This is a genomic window from Flavobacterium cryophilum (assembly GCF_048286555.1).
GTDB lineage: Bacteria > Bacteroidota > Bacteroidia > Flavobacteriales > Flavobacteriaceae > Flavobacterium.
Genome location: NZ_JBLVPZ010000006.1, coordinates 211,594 through 230,511 on the forward strand (window position 1 = coordinate 211,594; position 18,918 = coordinate 230,511).

The 18,918-nt window shown below is 32.7% G+C and carries 17 protein-coding genes and 1 rRNA gene; 3 read left to right on the forward strand and 15 right to left on the reverse strand.

The window, feature by feature from the left end; translation table 11 throughout:
* Nucleotides 1-7: 7 nt before the first annotated feature.
* Nucleotides 8-2,632: a cyanophycin synthetase gene (cphA, locus tag ACNQGJ_RS10875; RefSeq protein ID WP_417972570.1), complete on the reverse strand. Its 2,625-nt coding sequence runs from the start codon at nt 2,630-2,632 to the stop codon at nt 8-10.
* A 262-nt stretch (nt 2,633-2,894) separates the two neighbouring features.
* Between cphA and ACNQGJ_RS10880 the strand changes: the two genes are divergently transcribed.
* Together ACNQGJ_RS10880 and ACNQGJ_RS10885 are read left to right on the forward strand one after the other, a co-directional pair.
* The gene (locus tag ACNQGJ_RS10880; RefSeq protein WP_417972569.1) at nt 2,895-3,767 is read left to right on the forward strand and encodes a cyanophycinase; all 873 of its coding nucleotides are present in this window, start codon (nt 2,895-2,897) and stop codon (nt 3,765-3,767) included.
* A 62-nt stretch (nt 3,768-3,829) separates the two neighbouring features.
* Nucleotides 3,830-4,672: an isoaspartyl peptidase/L-asparaginase gene (locus ACNQGJ_RS10885; RefSeq protein WP_417972568.1), complete on the forward strand. Its 843-nt coding sequence runs from the start codon at nt 3,830-3,832 to the stop codon at nt 4,670-4,672.
* A gap of 2 nt (nt 4,673-4,674) precedes the next feature.
* Here the strand turns inward: ACNQGJ_RS10885 and ACNQGJ_RS10890 are convergent, their stop codons facing one another.
* The 14 genes from ACNQGJ_RS10890 to thrS form a co-directional block, all read right to left on the reverse strand.
* Complete coding sequence (locus ACNQGJ_RS10890) at nt 4,675-5,511, reverse strand: endonuclease/exonuclease/phosphatase family protein (RefSeq protein WP_417972567.1); 837 nt, start codon at nt 5,509-5,511, stop codon at nt 4,675-4,677.
* A gap of 185 nt (nt 5,512-5,696) precedes the next feature.
* Nucleotides 5,697-6,110 carry a hypothetical protein gene (locus ACNQGJ_RS10895; RefSeq protein WP_417972566.1) on the reverse strand — a complete coding sequence of 138 codons (414 nt, stop codon included), beginning with the start codon at nt 6,108-6,110 and terminating at the stop codon, nt 5,697-5,699.
* A gap of 287 nt (nt 6,111-6,397) precedes the next feature.
* Nucleotides 6,398-6,688, reverse strand: coding sequence for a hypothetical protein (locus ACNQGJ_RS10900; protein WP_417972565.1), 291 nt, complete (start codon nt 6,686-6,688; stop codon nt 6,398-6,400).
* 82 nt (nt 6,689-6,770) lie between these two features.
* A complete protein-coding gene (locus ACNQGJ_RS10905) occupies nt 6,771-7,010 on the reverse strand; it encodes a hypothetical protein (protein WP_417972564.1) in 240 nt (79 codons plus the stop codon).
* 171 nt (nt 7,011-7,181) lie between these two features.
* On the reverse strand, nt 7,182-7,469 hold the full coding sequence (locus ACNQGJ_RS10910) for a hypothetical protein (protein ID WP_417972563.1): 288 nt from the start codon (nt 7,467-7,469) through the stop codon (nt 7,182-7,184).
* Nucleotides 7,470-7,665: 196 nt separating this feature from the next.
* Entirely contained in the window at nt 7,666-8,334 is a 669-nt protein-coding gene (locus ACNQGJ_RS10915) for a DNA-binding transcriptional response regulator (protein ID WP_417972562.1), read from the reverse strand.
* An 11-nt stretch (nt 8,335-8,345) separates the two neighbouring features.
* The gene (locus ACNQGJ_RS10920) at nt 8,346-10,061 is read right to left on the reverse strand and encodes a tetratricopeptide repeat-containing sensor histidine kinase (RefSeq protein WP_417972561.1); all 1,716 of its coding nucleotides are present in this window, start codon (nt 10,059-10,061) and stop codon (nt 8,346-8,348) included.
* A gap of 166 nt (nt 10,062-10,227) precedes the next feature.
* Nucleotides 10,228-11,949 carry a tetratricopeptide repeat-containing sensor histidine kinase gene (locus ACNQGJ_RS10925; RefSeq protein WP_417972560.1) on the reverse strand — a complete coding sequence of 574 codons (1,722 nt, stop codon included), beginning with the start codon at nt 11,947-11,949 and terminating at the stop codon, nt 10,228-10,230.
* Between the two features lie 167 nt (nt 11,950-12,116).
* Nucleotides 12,117-13,337: a sensor histidine kinase gene (locus ACNQGJ_RS10930; RefSeq protein ID WP_417972559.1), complete on the reverse strand. Its 1,221-nt coding sequence runs from the start codon at nt 13,335-13,337 to the stop codon at nt 12,117-12,119.
* On the reverse strand, nt 13,334-13,837 hold the full coding sequence (locus tag ACNQGJ_RS10935) for a tetratricopeptide repeat protein (protein WP_417972558.1): 504 nt from the start codon (nt 13,835-13,837) through the stop codon (nt 13,334-13,336). The genes ACNQGJ_RS10930 and ACNQGJ_RS10935 overlap by 4 nt, the downstream gene beginning before the upstream one ends.
* Nucleotides 13,838-14,503: 666 nt before the next feature.
* Nucleotides 14,504-14,848, reverse strand: coding sequence for a 50S ribosomal protein L20 (gene rplT, locus ACNQGJ_RS10940; protein ID WP_091205336.1), 345 nt, complete (start codon nt 14,846-14,848; stop codon nt 14,504-14,506).
* Nucleotides 14,849-15,021: 173 nt separating this feature from the next.
* A complete protein-coding gene (rpmI, locus tag ACNQGJ_RS10945; protein WP_022827375.1) occupies nt 15,022-15,219 on the reverse strand; it encodes a 50S ribosomal protein L35 in 198 nt (65 codons plus the stop codon).
* Nucleotides 15,220-15,323: 104 nt separating this feature from the next.
* Nucleotides 15,324-15,881, reverse strand: a complete 558-nt coding sequence (gene infC, locus ACNQGJ_RS10950; protein ID WP_370273076.1) for a translation initiation factor IF-3 — start codon at nt 15,879-15,881, stop codon at nt 15,324-15,326.
* A gap of 16 nt (nt 15,882-15,897) precedes the next feature.
* On the reverse strand, nt 15,898-17,844 hold the full coding sequence (gene thrS / locus ACNQGJ_RS10955) for a threonine--tRNA ligase (protein WP_417972557.1): 1,947 nt from the start codon (nt 17,842-17,844) through the stop codon (nt 15,898-15,900).
* A 964-nt stretch (nt 17,845-18,808) separates the two neighbouring features.
* On the opposite strand from thrS, the gene ACNQGJ_RS10960 reads away from it, so the two are divergent.
* Nucleotides 18,809-18,918, forward strand: a 16S ribosomal RNA gene (locus ACNQGJ_RS10960); the annotation flags it as partial.

Consider the following 18,918-nt stretch of genomic DNA (forward strand, 5'->3'; position numbering starts at 1 on the left):
GAAAAAGCTATACGATTCCGTGTTCGTTTTCTTTGTCTAAATACTCTTGTACAATATCGATGGCATTGGTCACGACATCGCTTAATGCGGTGATGAAACTTCCTTCTTCGGCAGAATTTATGGCGTGTTTTATTGCCTCAGTTTCCTTAGGGATAATTTCATAGGTTATGGTTTTACCGGACGTTTTTATCCCGTCGAGGATTAAATTAATAATTTCATCTTCAGTTCTTCCTCTTAAATATTTTTCTTGGCGAATGATAATGTGGTCAAACATTCGGGCCGCTATCGAAGCACATTCTTTAATATCTTCGTCACGACGGTCTCCAACACCCGCAATAATTCCAATTTTTTTAGTAGCTTCAACACTTTGTAAATATTCTTCAACTCCTTTATAACCGGAAGCATTGTGCGCAAAATCAATTAATACTTTGAATTTTTTAAACTCAAAAATGTTCATACGACCTGGAGTTTGTGCGGCACTTGGAATGAAAGTTTGTAATGACAAGCTGATGTCTTCCGTTTTAAATCCCCATAAATAACTTGCTAAAGTGGCTGCAAGTACATTGGCAATCATGAATTTTGCTTTTCCGCCTAATGTTAATGGAACGTGAGTGGCGCGTTCGATTCGGATTTTCCATTCTCCTTTTTTGATGGTAATGTATCCGTTTTCATATACCGCAACTGTTTTTCCTTCGGCACAAAGTTTTTTGATAAAATCACTGTCTTCGCTCAAACTAAAATAAGCGACATTGCAACTCAAATCTTGACCTATTTTCACACAATGTTCATCGTCTCCATTCAATACCGCCCAACCATTTTTCTTGATGCTTTTGACAACAGTAGCTTTTACTCTGGCCAAATCATCCAAGGTATGAATGTCGCTTAAACCCAAATGATCCTCCTGAATATTAGTAATGATTCCTATATCACAAAGACTAAAACCCAAACCAGAACGAAGAATTCCTCCACGAGCAGTTTCAAGAACAGCAAATTCTACCGTTGGATCTCTCAACACATATTCAGCGCTCAGAGGTCCGGTTGTATCTCCTTTTTCCATCATATGGTTTTGAATATAAATCCCATCTGATGTGGTGAATCCTACTTTGAATCCATTATTTTTTACAATATGAGCTACAAGTCGGGTAGTGGTCGTTTTCCCATTTGTTCCTGTAACTGCAATTATAGGAATGCGACATGATTTTCCCAGTGGATACAACATGTCAATTACAGGTGAGGCAACGTTTCGTGGCAATCCTTCAGAAGGGGCAAGGTGCATTCTAAATCCTGGAGCAGCATTGACCTCCAGAATCACGCCACCATTTTCTTTTAAGGGTTGCGTTAAATTTTCGGCCATAATATCTACTCCACAAACGTCCAGTCCAATTACTCTTGATATTCTTTCGGCAAGAAAAATATTTTCCGGATGCATCATATCGGTTACATCTACAGAAGTTCCGCCAGTACTTAAATTTGCGGTAGATTTTAAGAATACAATCTCACCAATTCTGGGAATGGTATCTAATGTGTAACCTAATTTTTCCAATAAATCTTCTGTATCTCTATCGACATCAATTTGAGTTAGCACATTTTCATGACCATATCCTCTTCTTGGATCCAGATTAGTGGTTTCAATTAACGCTTGAATCGTATCGTTTCCGTTTCCAATTACATGCGCAGGAACTCGTTTCGCAGCAGCTACTAATTTATTATCAATCACCAATATTCTAAAGTCGAATCCGGTAATAAATTTCTCTACAATGATTCGTTTACTGTATTCTTTGGCGAAAGCCAAGCCTGAAACGGCATCCTCCCAATTAGTAACATTTATTGAAGCGCCTTTTCCATGATTTCCATCCAATGGTTTTAACACGATTGGATAACCAATTTTTTTTATGGTCTCAGCCAGGTCGTCTTCGTCTACACAAATACTTCCGCTAGCGACAGGTATTGATGCCATGTCCAACATTTTTTTGGTAAGCTCTTTATTGCACGCAATATCAACCGCAATACTACTTGTTTTACAGGTGATTGTTGCTTGAAAACGCATTTGGTTGATTCCATATCCCAGCTGAACCAAAGAATTTGTTCCTAATCGTATCCAAGGGATATTTCTAGAAACGGCTTCTTCTACAATACTTCCGGTACTAGGTCCGAGTCGAACGCGCTCTCGTATTTCACGCATTTTCTGTAAATCGGCATTCACGTCATAGTCTGTTCCGGCAATTAGAGCTTCCGCTATGGCAACGGACGATTCTGCTGCAAATAGACCCACATTTTCTTCGGTATAACTAAAGACTACATTATAAGTTCCGAGAGTTTTGGTTTCTCGAGTTCTTCCAAATCCAGTTTCCATGCCTGCCAAAGACTGAATCTCAAGTGCAATATGTTCTATAACATGCCCCATCCAGGTGCCTCGTTCTACTCTGGAAAAAAATCCGCCGCGACATCCTTCCGAACAACGGTGCTCAATCATCGAGGGAAACATAGTTTCAATGCGTTCTCTAAATCCTTCTATTTTATTAGTAGGAAACTGTTCTATTTCTTCTAAATCCAATCGCATCTGGATTAATTTTTTTCTCTGGATGCTCCAAATGTTGGGGCCACGAAGTGCTTGTATTTTAATTATTTTCATAAAAGGAAACGGTTATTTTTTGAACTCAAAAGGAGGGGTGTACTAAATTAATTTTAAATACAATAGGTTTTAATTTAAAATATGAACTGATTTGAAACGGTATTTTCTTTAATAAAAGTACAGAATGCAACTAAATTAGTTTTTTAAAAATAGGAATCAAAATTTATTCCTTTAAAACAAATAATAAATATTGAGTTGACGAAAATTTAAAAAAAAAGCCTCGTTCAATAGCTTCTTTTATCTTTTTGGTTATTTTTACAAAATGAATATACGAGGAAAACTAATAATAATAGGTGGTGCTGTTGATAAAGGAAGTTTTACAGAAACCGATTTTGATAAAAATGCGACTAACAATTTAAATTTTTTTGAAACCGGCATTTTAAAAAGAATACTAAACGAATCAAAACATAAAGAGAATTCTCGAATAGAAGTCATTACAACCGCTTCAATCATCCCCCACGAAATAGGTCCTGAATATGTCAAGGCTTTTGAACATTTGAATGCTAAAAATGTAGATATACTTACGATTGAAAGACGGGAACAAGCTGCAGATGAGGAAGTTTTAGCCCGATTAAGAGCGGCAGATATTGTAATGTTTACCGGAGGCGATCAACTGCGATTAACTTCCATTCTTGGTGGAACTCCATTTCATGATATTTTACTGGATAAATACCATAATGAGGAGTTTATTTACGCCGGAACTTCAGCCGGAGCGGCAGCCGCTTCTAATAACATGATTTATCAAGGCAGTAGCTCTGAAGCATTGTTGAAAGGTGAAGTAAAAATTACGAGCGGGTTGGGGTTTATTGATGGTGTTATTATTGATACTCATTTTGTCAGAAGGGGGAGAATTGGCAGATTATTTCAGGCTGTTGTCAGTAATCCAAGAGTGTTAGGAATTGGACTTGGAGAAGATACCGGATTATTGATTACCAATAATTCCCAAATGGAAGCCATAGGTTCTGGATTGGTTATTTTGGTCGATGGTCGCGAAATTAAAGATACTAATTTGACGAAAGTTGAATTAGGCCAGCCCATATCAATCTCACATTTGGTAACGCATGTTATGAGCAAATTTGACACTTACAATCTCGAGACGCACAAAATGCACATTCAATCGTCACACTACATATAAATTAAATAGCCATTTCACAGTTTAAAGGACTGTCGAAACTTGAAATGAGCAATGACTATATTATGAAACTAATCATACACGGAGGTTTTTTTTCGGAATCATCTACCAATTCCGAAACAAAAGTTGCCAAACAAAAGGCATTAGAGCGAATTATTAAAGATTCCTATGTGTTTTTAAAAACGCACTCGGCAGTAGCAACAGTTGTTTATGCTGTTTCACTTTTGGAAGACGATGAATTATTTAATGCGGGAATTGGTTCCCAAATTCAAAGTGATGGAAAAATTAGAATGAGCGCTGCAGTTATGGATGGAGCGACCCAGAAAATGAGCGGCGTTATCAATATTGAAGAAGTGAAGAATCCCGTTCAGGTAGCTCAAATGTTAATGGAATATGACGACAGGGTTCTTGGAGGAAGTGGCGCAACTGATTTTGCAAGAGAAAAGGGTTTCGGAGTTTTTTCTACTGAGATTCCACAGCGCCGAGCAGAATATGAAGCAAAGCTAAAATCAATGGGGACCGGAACTGTGGGTTGTGTTGCAGTAGATTCTAATGGAGCTATTGCTGCAGCTACTTCAACAGGAGGTAAAGGGTTTGAAATTCCGGGACGCATTTCAGATTCGGCTACTGTTGCAGGGAATTATGCCAATGCATTTTGCGGAGTGAGCTTGACAGGAGTTGGCGAAGACATTGTGAGTAATGCTACTGCTGCCAAAATTGTGACTCGTGTTACAGACGGTTTTACTTTGCAAGAAGCCTTTACAAAAGCCTTCAATGAACTAAAACCTTATGATGGTTTTGCTGGGGCAATTGCTATCGATAATCAAGGAAATATGCTGCATCAGGACTCGCATCCTACTATGGTTTTTGCCAGTTTTGACGGCGATAAGTTTGAGGTTTTTAAATAATATTAATTCAAAGAAAATTCAAACCAAATAGGAATATGATCTGAAATTATTCGGGCTTCTTTTAACGAATTAAAGTTTTTATGAAAAGGGATAATTCCTGAATTTATAGTATTAATTTTTGACGTTTTGTAATACATATTGTCAAATTCTGAAGCTAGACATTTACCATTTTTACATGCTTGCTTCAAAGAGGTTTTTTGGTTGACCAAAATTGATTGATACCCCATTTTTTTCAACGGATTAAAGACCGTGTGCGATTGGGGACAATTGAAATCACCTGCAAATATTAAATTCAAATTTGGATATTCCTCGGGTAAAAACTTAAAGTATTTTATTTCGGTTTCCGGTTGTTTATTTTTAGTAATTGCATGAAAATTAACGACCGTAAATTGTTTGTTTTTATATTGAAACGTGCAAAAGAATGGTTCCCGATCAATCTCCAATTGGTATTTTTTTTCGAGCCAAGCCCTTCCTATCTTTTTTAGCTTATTCGTATTCCAAATAAAAGCATAGCGTTCCGTTTTGTAAGGATTGCTGCGGGTTGGATCGCTAATAACATAATCCCATTTGTTTCCTTTTCGATTGAGTTCATCGGTCAATCGAGCTACTGCTTGAGCTCCGCCATAACCCGCTACAACCTCTTGAATAGCAATGATGTCATAATCACGAAGCGTATTGGCGATAAAGTTTATCGTTTCATCGGATTTAGATTTGCCAAGGTTTTGTATGTTCCAAGAAAGGAGTTTGGTCTGTGAAAAACATAAGGTAGTAATCAGTAAAAGAAGCAGAGAAAATAGGAATTTCAATTTATTTCGGTAGGTATTAATAATGCTTTCCATTAATAAAAATTGGATTGACTCAAACTTAGGATAATTAAATGAATTTCAGTTGAACTTTCAAGATTAATTATTTGTTTAATCCTTTGGCAAAATTTATAGCAACATTAATTTTTTGATAGTGACTGAACATGAGATAAGAATCATAAAATTAAGTCAAATCAAAATATCATAAATATGGAGTAAGGCTACTTGCTATTTTTTATTTTATAGTTGTATATTGCTTTTTGAACGTCATTCACAATGTCGATCGTTTCAAGTTTTAATTTTGTTTGTATTTTTTCTTCAATAATTTCACCGTTTTTTAAACGTATTTTTATGCTATAGCTTTTGTAGTCGTTCATTTTTAAAATAATGAGTACAATTAGAAAGAAAGTAATCAGCAAGATTATGTTAATTTGCAGATACATGTAAGAAAGCATCTCGAAGCATAATGACAGCAAAATAATTATGAGTCCATAAGCAGGCTTGATTTTATTTGTTTTAATGTGAGTCTTATCTAACTCCGAAAATAATATTTCTTTTGTATTTTTAGATTTATAGGTTAAAACAATTCCGTTGTCAACCAAAGATATTTTTTTGAAATTGTTAGTAAAAATCATGGGATGTTTTTTAATCGTATTTATATTTGATAATCAACTTTTTGAATTCATAGGTTTCTTCCATAACTTAGGTTGAAATGTTCTATCTTCTCTTCCAAATTTTATATACTAAATAAATGATGCATATAGAACCGAAAAAAATTAAAGCCACATGTGCTGTAAATAATAAATTAGATTTCAAAACAAGTAAGGACTTCATTGATTTAGTTTTTTATTGGAGTAAAACTACATGCTAAAAAAAATATTATTTTACGGTTTTCCTCATTTTAGAGAAAATAAAAACTGTTTTATTCAAAAACAATAGTTTGAGTTTTTGTATTGTTTTTTATGTAAATAATTTTTCCTTTTCGACGCCTAGAAAATTGTTTTACTGCGTGTTGTTTATCAGAAACTTCAATAGTGGTTTGTATTGGCTCATCAAATTTATGTAATCGATGATCAGTGTTGTTGATGATTAGTTGTTTTTCAGTTGCCTCATTGTTATTATGTGTGCCGCTTTGTTTTGTAAGTTGTTTTTTTGAGCTATGAGTAAATAGTACTATCAATAACAAGAATCCGAGAACTATAATTTTTTTCATTTGTTTTAAAGAATCTATTCGTTACAACAGGTATTTACTATTTTTTCTCGAATTTTAAAAACTTTTGAAAGTTGCTTATTTGTTAGCACCTTTTCTTTATTCCTTTATTCAGTTTTTTGCTTAAGCTTTCCGATTTCATTTTAAAATAGGGGTATTTTGATAATGAAATGGTGTTACCTTTTAGCGATTTTTTATAATGGATGAGGTACTCTTTGACATAATTATTATAATTATTAAGTTTTTCATCGCATTTATCTGGAATTAGTTGTTCTTTATTTTTCTCGGGTATATTTAGAAAAGTTATAATTTCATTTTTCTTCATGACCTTTTATTTTTTTTAAATGACGTGGATTTTTTAACGCATCAAAAGTAAATTTGATAAAAGAGATTTCTTTACGGGAATCCGTAAACTATTAAAATATATTGATCAGAATACAAAACAGGATCAAGTAGCGTGAATATTTTGAAATTAGCACGTTGAAATAAAGAAGTACTATACTTTTATCCAGTTGGTTGCAATCCAGTCTAACAATTGCGTTCGGTAAATTTGATTTTCTAAAGAGGGATGTTGTAAAAAGCTTTCTGCTTTTTGAAAACTTGCTTTGGTTTGAGGAACTTTATATTTCTCTAGAAACTGATTACAAAAATGAATTACTTCAGATTCTTCTGTTTTATCAATATAAATCCTACCAAGAACAGCGATAGTTTTGGGATAATCTTCGACATCTGTTGTTTGCGAATATCCAGTAAATGCTAAGTCTTCTCTCGTAAAATCTGCCATTTTATTTGATTTAAAGTTTTATTAGCCAAACCTAATATCTTTAGCAGTCATTACTTTACGTGAAACCGTAAAAGAGGTAATTATTTTATAATATAATTATAAAAAAAAATAATTCGTAGAATTTGAAATTGTTGCTGTTCTTTATCAGCTTCTTTCGATCGTTAAACCTTTATTTATTGAAGAGAATATTTTTCGATTAAACTAAGCCTAAATCTTTCGTAATGGCAATAAGATGCACATTATTACTGGCTTTAAAATATATTTTTAATCTGTTGATCCTTTTTTCGAGACTGCTGCTACCATTTGGAGTGATTCCCGAATCTTTAAATTCCGATGAAATATCTTCAAGAGTTAACCCTTTGGATAATGATTTCAAAAGAGAGATGTCATACGATTCAATTTCAAAGAGGGATTTGTCTCTCAAGGCATGACATATTTCAGCTGACGGCTTGATCTCTTCATTGTTATAAATGCGTTGAATCACTTTCTTCAACTCAGGAATGCTGTCTCTGCCTTTAGATACGTAAGCATTAATTTCAAGGTTATTAAATAATGATTTTATTCTATAGGATTTATCTTCGATGGAGAATACTATTGTCTTGATTTCAGGTTGTATTTTTTTTACTGCCTCAATTAGTTCTTCACCAGAGCCGAGCTTGTTTTCTCGGTGGTCCGGTTTAAATGATAAATCACTAATTAATAAGTGATAGGGCTTGTTGTCATGAAGTGCCTTTTTAATTTTTAAAAAAGCATCATCACAATATTTGGCATGATGAATTTCTACAATAGAAATTTCTTCCAGTGCTTGCGTAACTGCTATACTAATACTGTCTAAATCTTCGGCTACTAAAACTTTATGAAACATAGAATAGAGTATTATATCGGAATAATAAATTGCACTTTAAATCCTTTATCTGATTTAGTATCAAAAGTAATTGTTCCTTTTATAGTTTGAATACGGTTTTCCACATTTTGAAGTCCATTTTTTGATTTTAGTTGTTCTATTACGGTTCCGATGCCATTATCAGTGTAATTGATTTGTAGTTCATTTCCAGTTTTTTTAAAAGTTAGAGCAACTAAACTGCATTGACTGTGTTTTTTCATGTTGACAAGTAATTCTTGGATAATACGATAAAGAATTATTTTTTTGTTACGATCTACTGTTAACCAATTAATTGAATCCAGACCATTAATTATCACATGTACTTCTTGGGTATTAAATCCTGACATCATTTCTTTTAAATCAGAGATAAATAAAGGTCCAGTTTCCAAGGCATTGTTTTCCCGGGCAATATTTCGTGTTCTTGAATAAATAGTGTCTAGATTGGAAATTAATATTTCTTTATTATGTGTTGTGGATAAATCTTGAGTTTCAGCAAAAGCCATGGTGTGATACACATCGTTAGCTAATTCATCGTGAAGTTTTTTAGCAATCCGAATTTCGGTATTATAAGAAGCTTTAATTTTTTCTCTTTTGTTTCGGGCTAATAGTAGATTAGTTATTATAATACTTATTACAATAATGATTCCCACAACAAAATAGACTATTAAATTTCTTATTTTTTGATGTTCCGACTGAAGTATTTTTTGGGCTTTTAGTTTTAGATTCTCCTCTTTTTCTTTGGTGGAGTCGTATTTGATTTTAGCAAATTGATTTTTGGCTTTTTGCCTAACTTTGTTGATGCTGTCATTAATATGAAGATATATTAGTGAATATTCTTTCGATTTAGTTCCTGTATTGAGATTAATTAATAACTTTAAACTGTAGAGGCGGTCGTCTGGAGATTTTAATTTTGTTGCAGCATTATAAGTTTGTATTGCATAATTATTTGCTAGACTCGGATTCTTTTTCTGATAATATTCGGATAAATAGGCGTAGCTCGATATTTTACCAATATCATTCCTTTTAAGTCTTATTTGTAGTGCTTTATTTAAATAAATTAATGCTTTAGAATTACCTGTTTTAAAATAACAATAACCTAAGTTTGTTAAAATGGTTGAATAGCTTGAAGAATCATTTAAGACTTCTCTTCTAGTAATTAAAGGCTCCAGAATAATAAGCGCCTTTTTATATTCTTTCGTTTCTTGATATACTGTTGCAATATTATTTTTAATATCTAATTTTCGAAGTTCATCAGTGTTCAAATTTAATGCTTTGTGGTAATAATGAAGAGCATTTTCATAATCATATGCTCTTAAATAATTGTTACCCAATATAGTATAAATATTCCATTTGTAGTTAGGGTTTGTTGTTTTTTCTAAAAAAGGAATCGCCTCCATAGCAGTAGTTTCACTTCCAAAGTAATCTCCTTGGTTTTGTTGTATGGTAGCCATATTAGAAATGGAATAGATGATTTTAGAAACATCTGTTTTTTCATTACAATAAGATTTAGCTTTATTAAAATAATAATAAGAACTATCATATTCTGATTTCTCAAAAAATTTATCACCTAAGTTAATCAGTCGATCAATTTCTGCTGTATTGATTTTTTTTGAGGGATTGTTTATCGTCTTTCTTTCACAGGAATGAAGTATTAAAAGGAATAACAATGATAAAAAACAAACTGTAAAGTATAACTTTTTCGTAATCATTTTCCGAAAATACAGAAATTAATTAAAATATTGAAACAATCTTCCTAGCAATTTACAGAATAGTTTTTTGAAGATGCATAGTCCAAGTATCGTCTAAATTATTCTCGGAATTTTTCAGATGGTTTTATTATTTTAATTTCGGTAGTGGAACTTTTAGGTATTAAAATTATATCGGAAGTATAAAATGTACTTTAAACCCTTTGTCTAATTTATCATAAAAAATTATTGTTCCTTTTATAGCTTGAATGCGGTGTTTTACATTTTGAAGGCCATTTTTAGAATTTAATTGCTCTAATGTTGCTCCAACTCCGTTATCAGTGTAATTTATTTGTAATTCATTTCCATTTTTTTTAAAAGTTAGAACAACTAAACTGCACTGACTGTGTTTTTTCATGTTGACTAGCAATTCTTGGATAATACGATAAAGGATTATTTTTTTATTACGATCTATTGTTAACCAGTTGATTGAATCCAGACCATTAGTTATCACATGTACTTCTTGGGTATTAAATCCGGACATCATTTCTTTCAAATCAGATATAAATAATGGTCCAGTTTCTAAGGCATTGTTTTCCCGGGCAATATTTCGTGTCCTTGAATAAATAGTGTCTAGATTGGAAATTAATATTTCTTTATTATGTGTTGTGGATAAATCTTGAGTTTCAGCAAAAGCCATGGTGTGATACACATCGTTAGCTAATTCATCATGAAGTTTTTTAGCAATCCGAATCTCGGTATTATAAGAAGTTTTAATTTTTTCTCTTTTGTTTCGGGCTAATAGTAAATTAGTTATTAAAATACTTATTACGATTGTGATTCCCACAACAAAATACACTATTAAATTTTTTATTTTTTGATGTTCCGATTGAAGTATCTTTTGGGCTTTTAGTTTTAGATTCTCCTCTTTTTCTTTTGCGGAGTCGTATCTAATTTTAGCAAATTGATTTTTGGCTCTTTGCCTAACTTTGTTGATGCTGTCATTAATATGGATAAAAGCGAGTGAATGCTTTTTTGATTCATTTCCTGAAGTGTTTTTTATTAGTAGTTCTAAACAGTTCATACGATCAAGTATATTTTTTTTCTTAACGGCTGATAAATACCCTAGTTTTGCATAATAAAGAGATATATTTTTATTCTTTTTATTATAATATTGTGATAGATTTGTATAGCTAGAAGTGATGCCCCTGCTGTCTTTTATTTTTTCTCTAATATTTAAGCTTAGATTTAAATGGTATAATGCTTTAGAATTTGCTGTTTTGTCATAGGCATGTCCTAAATTATCGTTTATCATAGCCAATGTTTCTGGACTGTTTATTTCTTTTTTATTTAAAAGTAACGGAATGAGAATCTCGATAGCTTTTTCATAAAGACCTTTTTCTGTATAGGCCACCGCAATATTATTTTTTATACCAGATTTTGTATCTTCATCCGTTTTTGAGTTTATGGCTTTATTGAAATAAAATATGGCATTGTCATTTTCATATGTCTCAAAATAAACATTACCCAAAGTTATGTAAATGTTGGTTTCTCCATAAGGATATTTATCCGTATTTTCTAACAAATGAAGAGCTTCGATAGCTGTAGTCTCACTACCGGAATAATCTCCTAGATTAGTTTGAATTTGCGCCATCCTTGCTAATGAATGAATAATTATGGAAGTATCTTTTTTAATTTCTGCAGCATACTTGGCTTTGTTAAAATAGTAATAAGAACTGTCATATTTAAAGCTTTCAAGGTGTTTATAACCTAGTTCTAAAAATTTATTAATTTCTACTCGATCAAATTTTTTAGTAGTACTGTGTTTAGGCTTTTTATTACAGGATTGCAAGAATGCAAGGACTATTAAAATAGCTAAGTAAACTGGAAAATATAATTTTTTAAAAACCATCTTCCGAAAATACAGAAATTAATTATAATATTGAAGCAATCTTCCTGGCAATTTAAAGAATAGTTTTTACTAGATGCTGGGGTTTAAGTATCGTCTAAATTATTCTCGGAATTTTTTAGATGGTTGTATTATTTTAATTTCTGTAAGGAAAATTTTAAGTATTAGAATTATATCGGAAGTATAAAATGTACTTTAAATCCTCTACCAGATTTTTCATCAAAAATTATTGTTCCTTTTATAGCTTGAATGCGGTTTTTTACATTTTGAAGACCATTTTTAGAGTTTAATTGCTCTAATGTTGCTCCAACTCCGTTATCAGTGTAATTTATTTGTAATTCATTTCCATTTTTTTTAAAAGTTAGAGCCACTAAACTGCATTGACTGTATTTTTTCATGTTGACAAGCAATTCTTGAAGTATGCGATATATAATAATCTTTTTATTACTTTCTATTTGTAACCAACTCACCGAATCAATTCCATTAGTTAAAACATTCACAGTATCAGTAGTAAATCCGGACATCATTTCTTTTAAATGGGATACAAACAATATTCCTGTTTCTATGGTGCTGTTTTCCCGGGAAATATTTCGCGTTCTTGAATAAATAGTGTCTAGATTGGAAATCAATATTTCTTTATTATGTGTTGTGGATAAATCTTGAGTTTCAGCAAAAGCCATAGTGTGATACACATCGTTAGCCAATTCATCGTGAAGTTTTTTAGCAATCCTAATTTCTGTATTGTACGAGGTCTTTATTTTTTCTCTTTTATTCTTGGCCACCAGATAATTATAGACTAAAATACTGATCATTATTATAATTCCTACTATTAAATATAATATAAGATTTCTGTTTTTTTGTTGTTCTAGCATAAGTGCGTTTTCCGTTTTTTGTGTTTTAAGATTCAGATTCTCTTCTCTATTTTTATCGCTGTCGTACTTGATTTTTATAAACTGATCTCTAGCATTATTACGAACTTTTATAATACTATCATTAAGTCGGATGTAGTCTAAAGCATAATTAGTGGTGCCTTTTTTATGAATATTTGATATTAAAAAAGATAATGACCTCAATCTCTCATCAATACTGTTTAATTTTGTTGCTGTTATATAGGCTTCTTCGGCATGTTTTTTACTATATTGAGAATTTATTTCTTGATAATATTCGGCTAAATGTAAATTACTTTCAATACTTCCGTAGAAATCTTTATTTTTTTTTCTGAGGAATAGCGATTTTTTCATCAATGCTAAGCCTTCAAAATTACGTTTCGTTTTAAAATAACAGTAGCCTAAATTGTCTTGAACTCTAGCTTTTCTTGTATAGTTTGTGTTTAAAAGCGATAATTTCAAAATGGATTCTAGTATCTTAATTGAGGAATCGTAGTTTTTCATTTTGATGTAGACCGTGTATTATTTTCAGAAGGTAATCTCTCCAAAGAATCGTTCGCAAATGATTTGGCTTTATTGTAATAATATAAGGCATCTTCATAATTGTAAAGCTCTTTAGAAGAAATACCAAGAAGGTTGTATGCTGCTGATTTATAAGACGAGTTTAGTTGTGTATAGAAAAGTGCTTCAACTAAATTTTTTTCACTTCCTACATAATCACCAGAAGTTTGCTGGCTATGCGCCATTTGAATTAAATTATAGGAGACTGAAGCACTGTCTTTTTCTAATTCATTCAGTATTTTAGAACGGTTATAGTAATGAAAAGCACTATCAAATTTTTGACGGGCAAAGAAAAGGTCACCGACTTCTAATAGTTTACGTGCCTGGATAGCATTTTTAGTAATGCTATTTTCTTTAGCGGAGACTGATTCATTTTTTAAATCATTGTGACAAGAATAGATTAAAATTGAGCATAGGAATATTAAAATCTGGGAACGCACCATAAAGATAACTTTTGCCGAAATTAGTAATTTATCGCTAATAAAGTATAATTCTGATACTCTGATTATTTTTTAGGAGGTAGTTTTATTGGAGCGGTCACAATTCCAGGGCCATGGTCTGCTGATAAACTGACAATTATTGTAATTGTACCGCATTCTTTTGATTAAAGATACGTCCGGTCACTTCTTCATTGTCATTTGCAAATGACACAAGATCTAGAAAATTCCAAAAGGATTGAATTAGCGGTAATACTGGTTAATTGTAATCCAAGACCTTGTACAACTATTTGCTCAATTGAAAAATTTATGCAAGTTGAAATCCTGAAGTTTCTTTATTGGTTTAATTGGAATTAGTTGTCGAAATTCTTCCTTTTGGAAAATTTATCGAAAAAGTAGATGAACAAGAAATGATGATAAGATCAGTAAAAAGACATCGATATTTTTTGCAGTATTGTTATTCTTTTTTTTGGGAAATACTGTCACAGAAGTTTTCTTGATGCTCCAAAACATCCAAAAACTCGAAAACTTTTAAAGCCTTAACTAATCACAGTATGAAAAAGTACATTATAAAAAAATACAATTTAAAAAAATGAATTATAATTAAAAAACCCCAATCTTTCGATTGAGGTTCAATATAAGTAAGTAATATAAATTGAGTTGATAAAACGTTTATTTTACTTTATTAAGTACTGCTTTGAAAGCTTCAGGATGATTCATCGCTAAATCTGCAAGAACTTTACGGTTCAATTCGATTCCGTTAGCTTTTACTTTACCCATGAATTGTGAATAAGACATTCCTTCCAATCTAGCTCCAGCGTTAATACGTTGAATCCATAATGCACGGAAATTTCTTTTGTTCACTTTTCTGTCACGGTAAGCGTAGCACATTGCTTTCTCTACCGCATTCTTAGCAACTGTCCAAACGTTTTTACGTCTACCAAAGAAACCTTTGGCTTGCTTCATTATTTTTTTTCTTCTTGCTCTTTTAGCAACTGAATTTACCGCTCTTGGCATAATTTTATTGTTTTTTTTGTAGCAGGCGTCCCGAATTAAATCAAGAGAACTTAAAAGCCATACTCCAAGGTTATTTTTAAATTGTTTTAACCTAAAGATTATTTGGTCAAAAGTTTTTAAAGTCGAATGTCGAAAGTCTTTAGGACCGCTGACTTTACAACTTTAAGACTTAATTAAATAATTCTTAATTGTTGTTTGATGCTTTTCATATCTGTTTTGTGAACTAGCGCAGAGTGTGTCAATGCTAATTTACGTTTTTTAGATTTTTTAGTCAAGATGTGACTTTTAAAAGCATGCTTTCTTTTAATCTTTCCAGAACCAGTAACTTTAAAACGTTTCTTGGCGCTAGATTTGGTTTTCATTTTAGGCATTTTTTCCTAGTGTTTTAATTTATTCTTACTTACTATTTTTTGTCTTAAAGTCAAAAGTTATAAAGTCTAACATTAAGACTTCACATTGCGGCTTTAGGACGTATTTATTTCTTTTTCTTAGGAGCAATGAACATAATCATTCTTTTTCCTTCAAGAACTGGCATCGCTTCCACTTTACCAAACTCTTCAAGATCTGTTGCTAATCTTAACAATAAGATTTGTCCTTGATCTTTATAAATAATGGAACGTCCTTTAAAGAATACAAAAGCTTTCAATTTTGCTCCTTCTTTCAAGAACTTCTCCGCATTCTTTCTCTTAAATTCATAATCATGCTCATCTGTTTGAGGTCCAAAACGAATTTCCTTAACGACTACTTGCGTAGATTTCGCTTTTAGGATCTTATCACGTTTCTTTTGCTCGTAAACAAATTTCTTGTAATCCATGATTTTACAAACCGGTGGTTCAGCATTAGGAGAAATCTCAACTAAATCCAGTTCAAATTGGTCCGCTAGTCTTAGAGCTTCTGAAAGTTTAAAAACTCCAGGCTCTATATTTTCACCAACAAGCCTAACTTCTTGTACACCACGAATAAGACTGTTTATTCTGTGGGCATCTTTTTTTTCTACGCGAGGTTGGTAACCTCTGTTGCTTCTTATTGCTATGACTTTATAATTTAAGTTAAACTGTAAATACTTTTAATGTTTTATTGATCTCTTCATTGACAATAGCAACAAATTCTTCTATTGTAACGCTAATATTTCCTTTTCCTTCCTCTCCATGACGACGGATAGAAATAGTACCATTTTTTTCTTCTTCCTCACCTACAATCAGCATAAACGGGGTTTTTTGCATTTCTGCATCCCTAATTTTCTTGCCAATTGTCTCGTTTCTGTTATCAATGAGGGCGCGAATTTCGTGATTTTCTAGCAAATCTAAAACTTTTTTCGCATATATTTCATATTTCTCGCTCAAAGACAATATAATAGCTTGTTCAGGCATTAACCAAAGAGGGAAATTTCCTGCAGTATGTTCCAGTAGAATAGCAATAAATCGTTCCATCGATCCAAAAGGAGCTCTGTGAATCATCACAGGTCTGTGTAATTCGTTATCAGCTCCTTTGTAAGTTAAATCAAAACGTTCTGGTAGGTTGTAATCCACCTGAATCGTGCCTAATTGCCATTGTCTTCCCAAAGCATCTTTTACCATGAAATCCAGTTTTGGACCATAGAAAGCTGCTTCACCATATTCAACTACGGTATCTAGATTTTTGTCTTTGGCAGCATTGATAATCGCATTTTCCGCTTTTTCCCAATTTTCATCACTACCAATATACTTATCTCGATTCTCTTTGTCTCTCAAAGATATCTGAGCCGTAAAGTTTTCGAAACCTAATGAAGAAAATACATAGAGTACCAAGTCAATTACTTTCTTAAATTCCTCGTCAAGCTGGTCTGGCGTACAAAAAATATGCGCATCATCCTGGGTAAATCCTCTTACGCGAGTCAAACCGTGCAGTTCGCCACTTTGCTCATATCTGTACACAGTACCAAATTCAGCATAACGCTTAGGTAAATCTTTGTACGACCAAGGGCGCACATTATAAATTTCACAGTGATGAGGACAGTTCATTGGTTTCAATAAAAACTCTTCTCCTTCAGCTGGAGTACTTATTGGTTGGAAACTATCAGCACCATACTTTGCATAATGACCTGAAGTTACATATAATTCTTTCTGACCTATATGGGGTGTTACCACTTGTTCGTACCCTGCTTTTTTTTGAGCTTTTTTCAAAAATTGTTCTAATCGATCTCTCAAAGCAGCACCTTTTGGCAGCCATAACGGTAATCCTGCACCTACTTTTTGCGAAAAAGCAAATAGTTCAAGTTCTTTTCCTAATTTTCTATGATCACGACGTTTTGCTTCTTCAAGTAATTCTAAGTATTCTGTTAAATCCTTTTGTTTAGGAAATGAAGTCCCATAAACACGAGTCAGTTGTTTGTTTTTCTCGTCACCACGCCAGTAGGCTCCCGCAACGCTCATAATTTTCATCGCTTTGATTATTCCAGTATTCGGGATATGACCACCACGACATAAATCAGTAAACGTATCATGATCGCAAAACGTAATGGTTCCGTCCTCAAGATTGGTAATCAATTCCGTTTTGTAAACGTTGTCCTTGTATAATTCTAAAGCTTCTGCTTTAGAAACAGGGCGTAATTTAAATTCATGCTTCCCTCTGGAGATTTCAAGAACACGATCTTCAATTTTTTTGAAATCAGCATCAGTGATTTTTTGATCTTCAAAATCTACATCGTAATAAAATCCATTTGAAATCGCTGGTCCGAGCGTTAATTTTATCCCAGGATACATTTCCTCGAGAACCTGTGCCATAACGTGCGAAGTTGAATGCCAGAAAGCTTTTTTACCATCAGCATCATTCCATGTATATAATATAAGACTGCCATCCGTAGTCAAAGAAGTTGTGGTTTCAACTGTTGTACCATCAAAAGAAGCCGAAATCACATTTCTAGCAAATCCTTCACTAATGCTCTTGGCAACATCCATAGGTGTTACCCCTGAAGCAAACTCTTTAATTGACCCATCGGGTAAAGTAATCTTAATCATTGTTTATTATTTTAAGAATGCAAATATAGACCATTACAAAAATACAAACAATATATATATAAGGTTTGTTACTATATAGATGTAAAAACAAAATCGGTACTCATTATATATAGGTAAAGAACGAATGTTTTTGTTTAGGAGCTATTTCCCGCTATTCGTTGCAATCTTTCTAGTCCTGAACTTGTTTCAGGATCCTGAAACAAGTTCAGGACTAGAAAGGATTTTCACTGCTATCGGGGCTAGGGGAGTAGTTTCATCCATGTAGAAATCCAGAATCTATTCAAAAACTATCGCTAAGTAGGAGGATTGAATAAAAAGAAGGTATACGTATATTATAGTATAGCGTTACTAAAAGCTGACACAAGTGTAACTAGTGGGTTGTAATTTAGGAATAAGGATAAAAAACTTCTTCCTTCAAAAAACGTGATATCAGCAAGTTAAAGAAAAAGACAATAAAAGGTTAAAAAAAAGTGATTAAAAAGCTTGTAAAAGCGAATAAAGGGTGTAGTTTTGCACCCGCAACAACGCAGACGTTCTTTAAAAGACTGGCAAGAAAAACGAATCAAAAGAGAAAGTTTATTTTCAAAAAAAGATTCAAAAAAGCTTGTGAGAATAGAAAACGGATGTTACATTTGCACCCCGCAAAACGCGCAAAGTTCCTTGACAAATTGATAAGAAAAGCTGAAGAAAGAGAGATAAAATATTTCTCAAAAAAACTTCAAAATTTTCTTGCCAGTTGAAAAAAGAAGTTGTACTTTTGCACCCGCTTCGAGAAACACTTTAACGAGTGTTAATTGAGAGAAGAAACAAGCAGAACACGTTCCTAGACATATTGAATTGACAGCCGTTTTAAGAGCGATCTTAAGACAAAAGAATAAGAGTAATAGAATCGAGAGATTTGAAAAAACCACTAGAATTTAGTCGAATAAACAAAGAGAGTAGATTTATGTACACTCAACAATATACGATGAAGAGTTTGATCCTGGCTCAGGATGAACGCTAGCGGCAGGCTTAACACATGCAAGTCGAGGGGTATAGTAGCAATACTAGAGACCGGCGCACGGGTGCGTAACG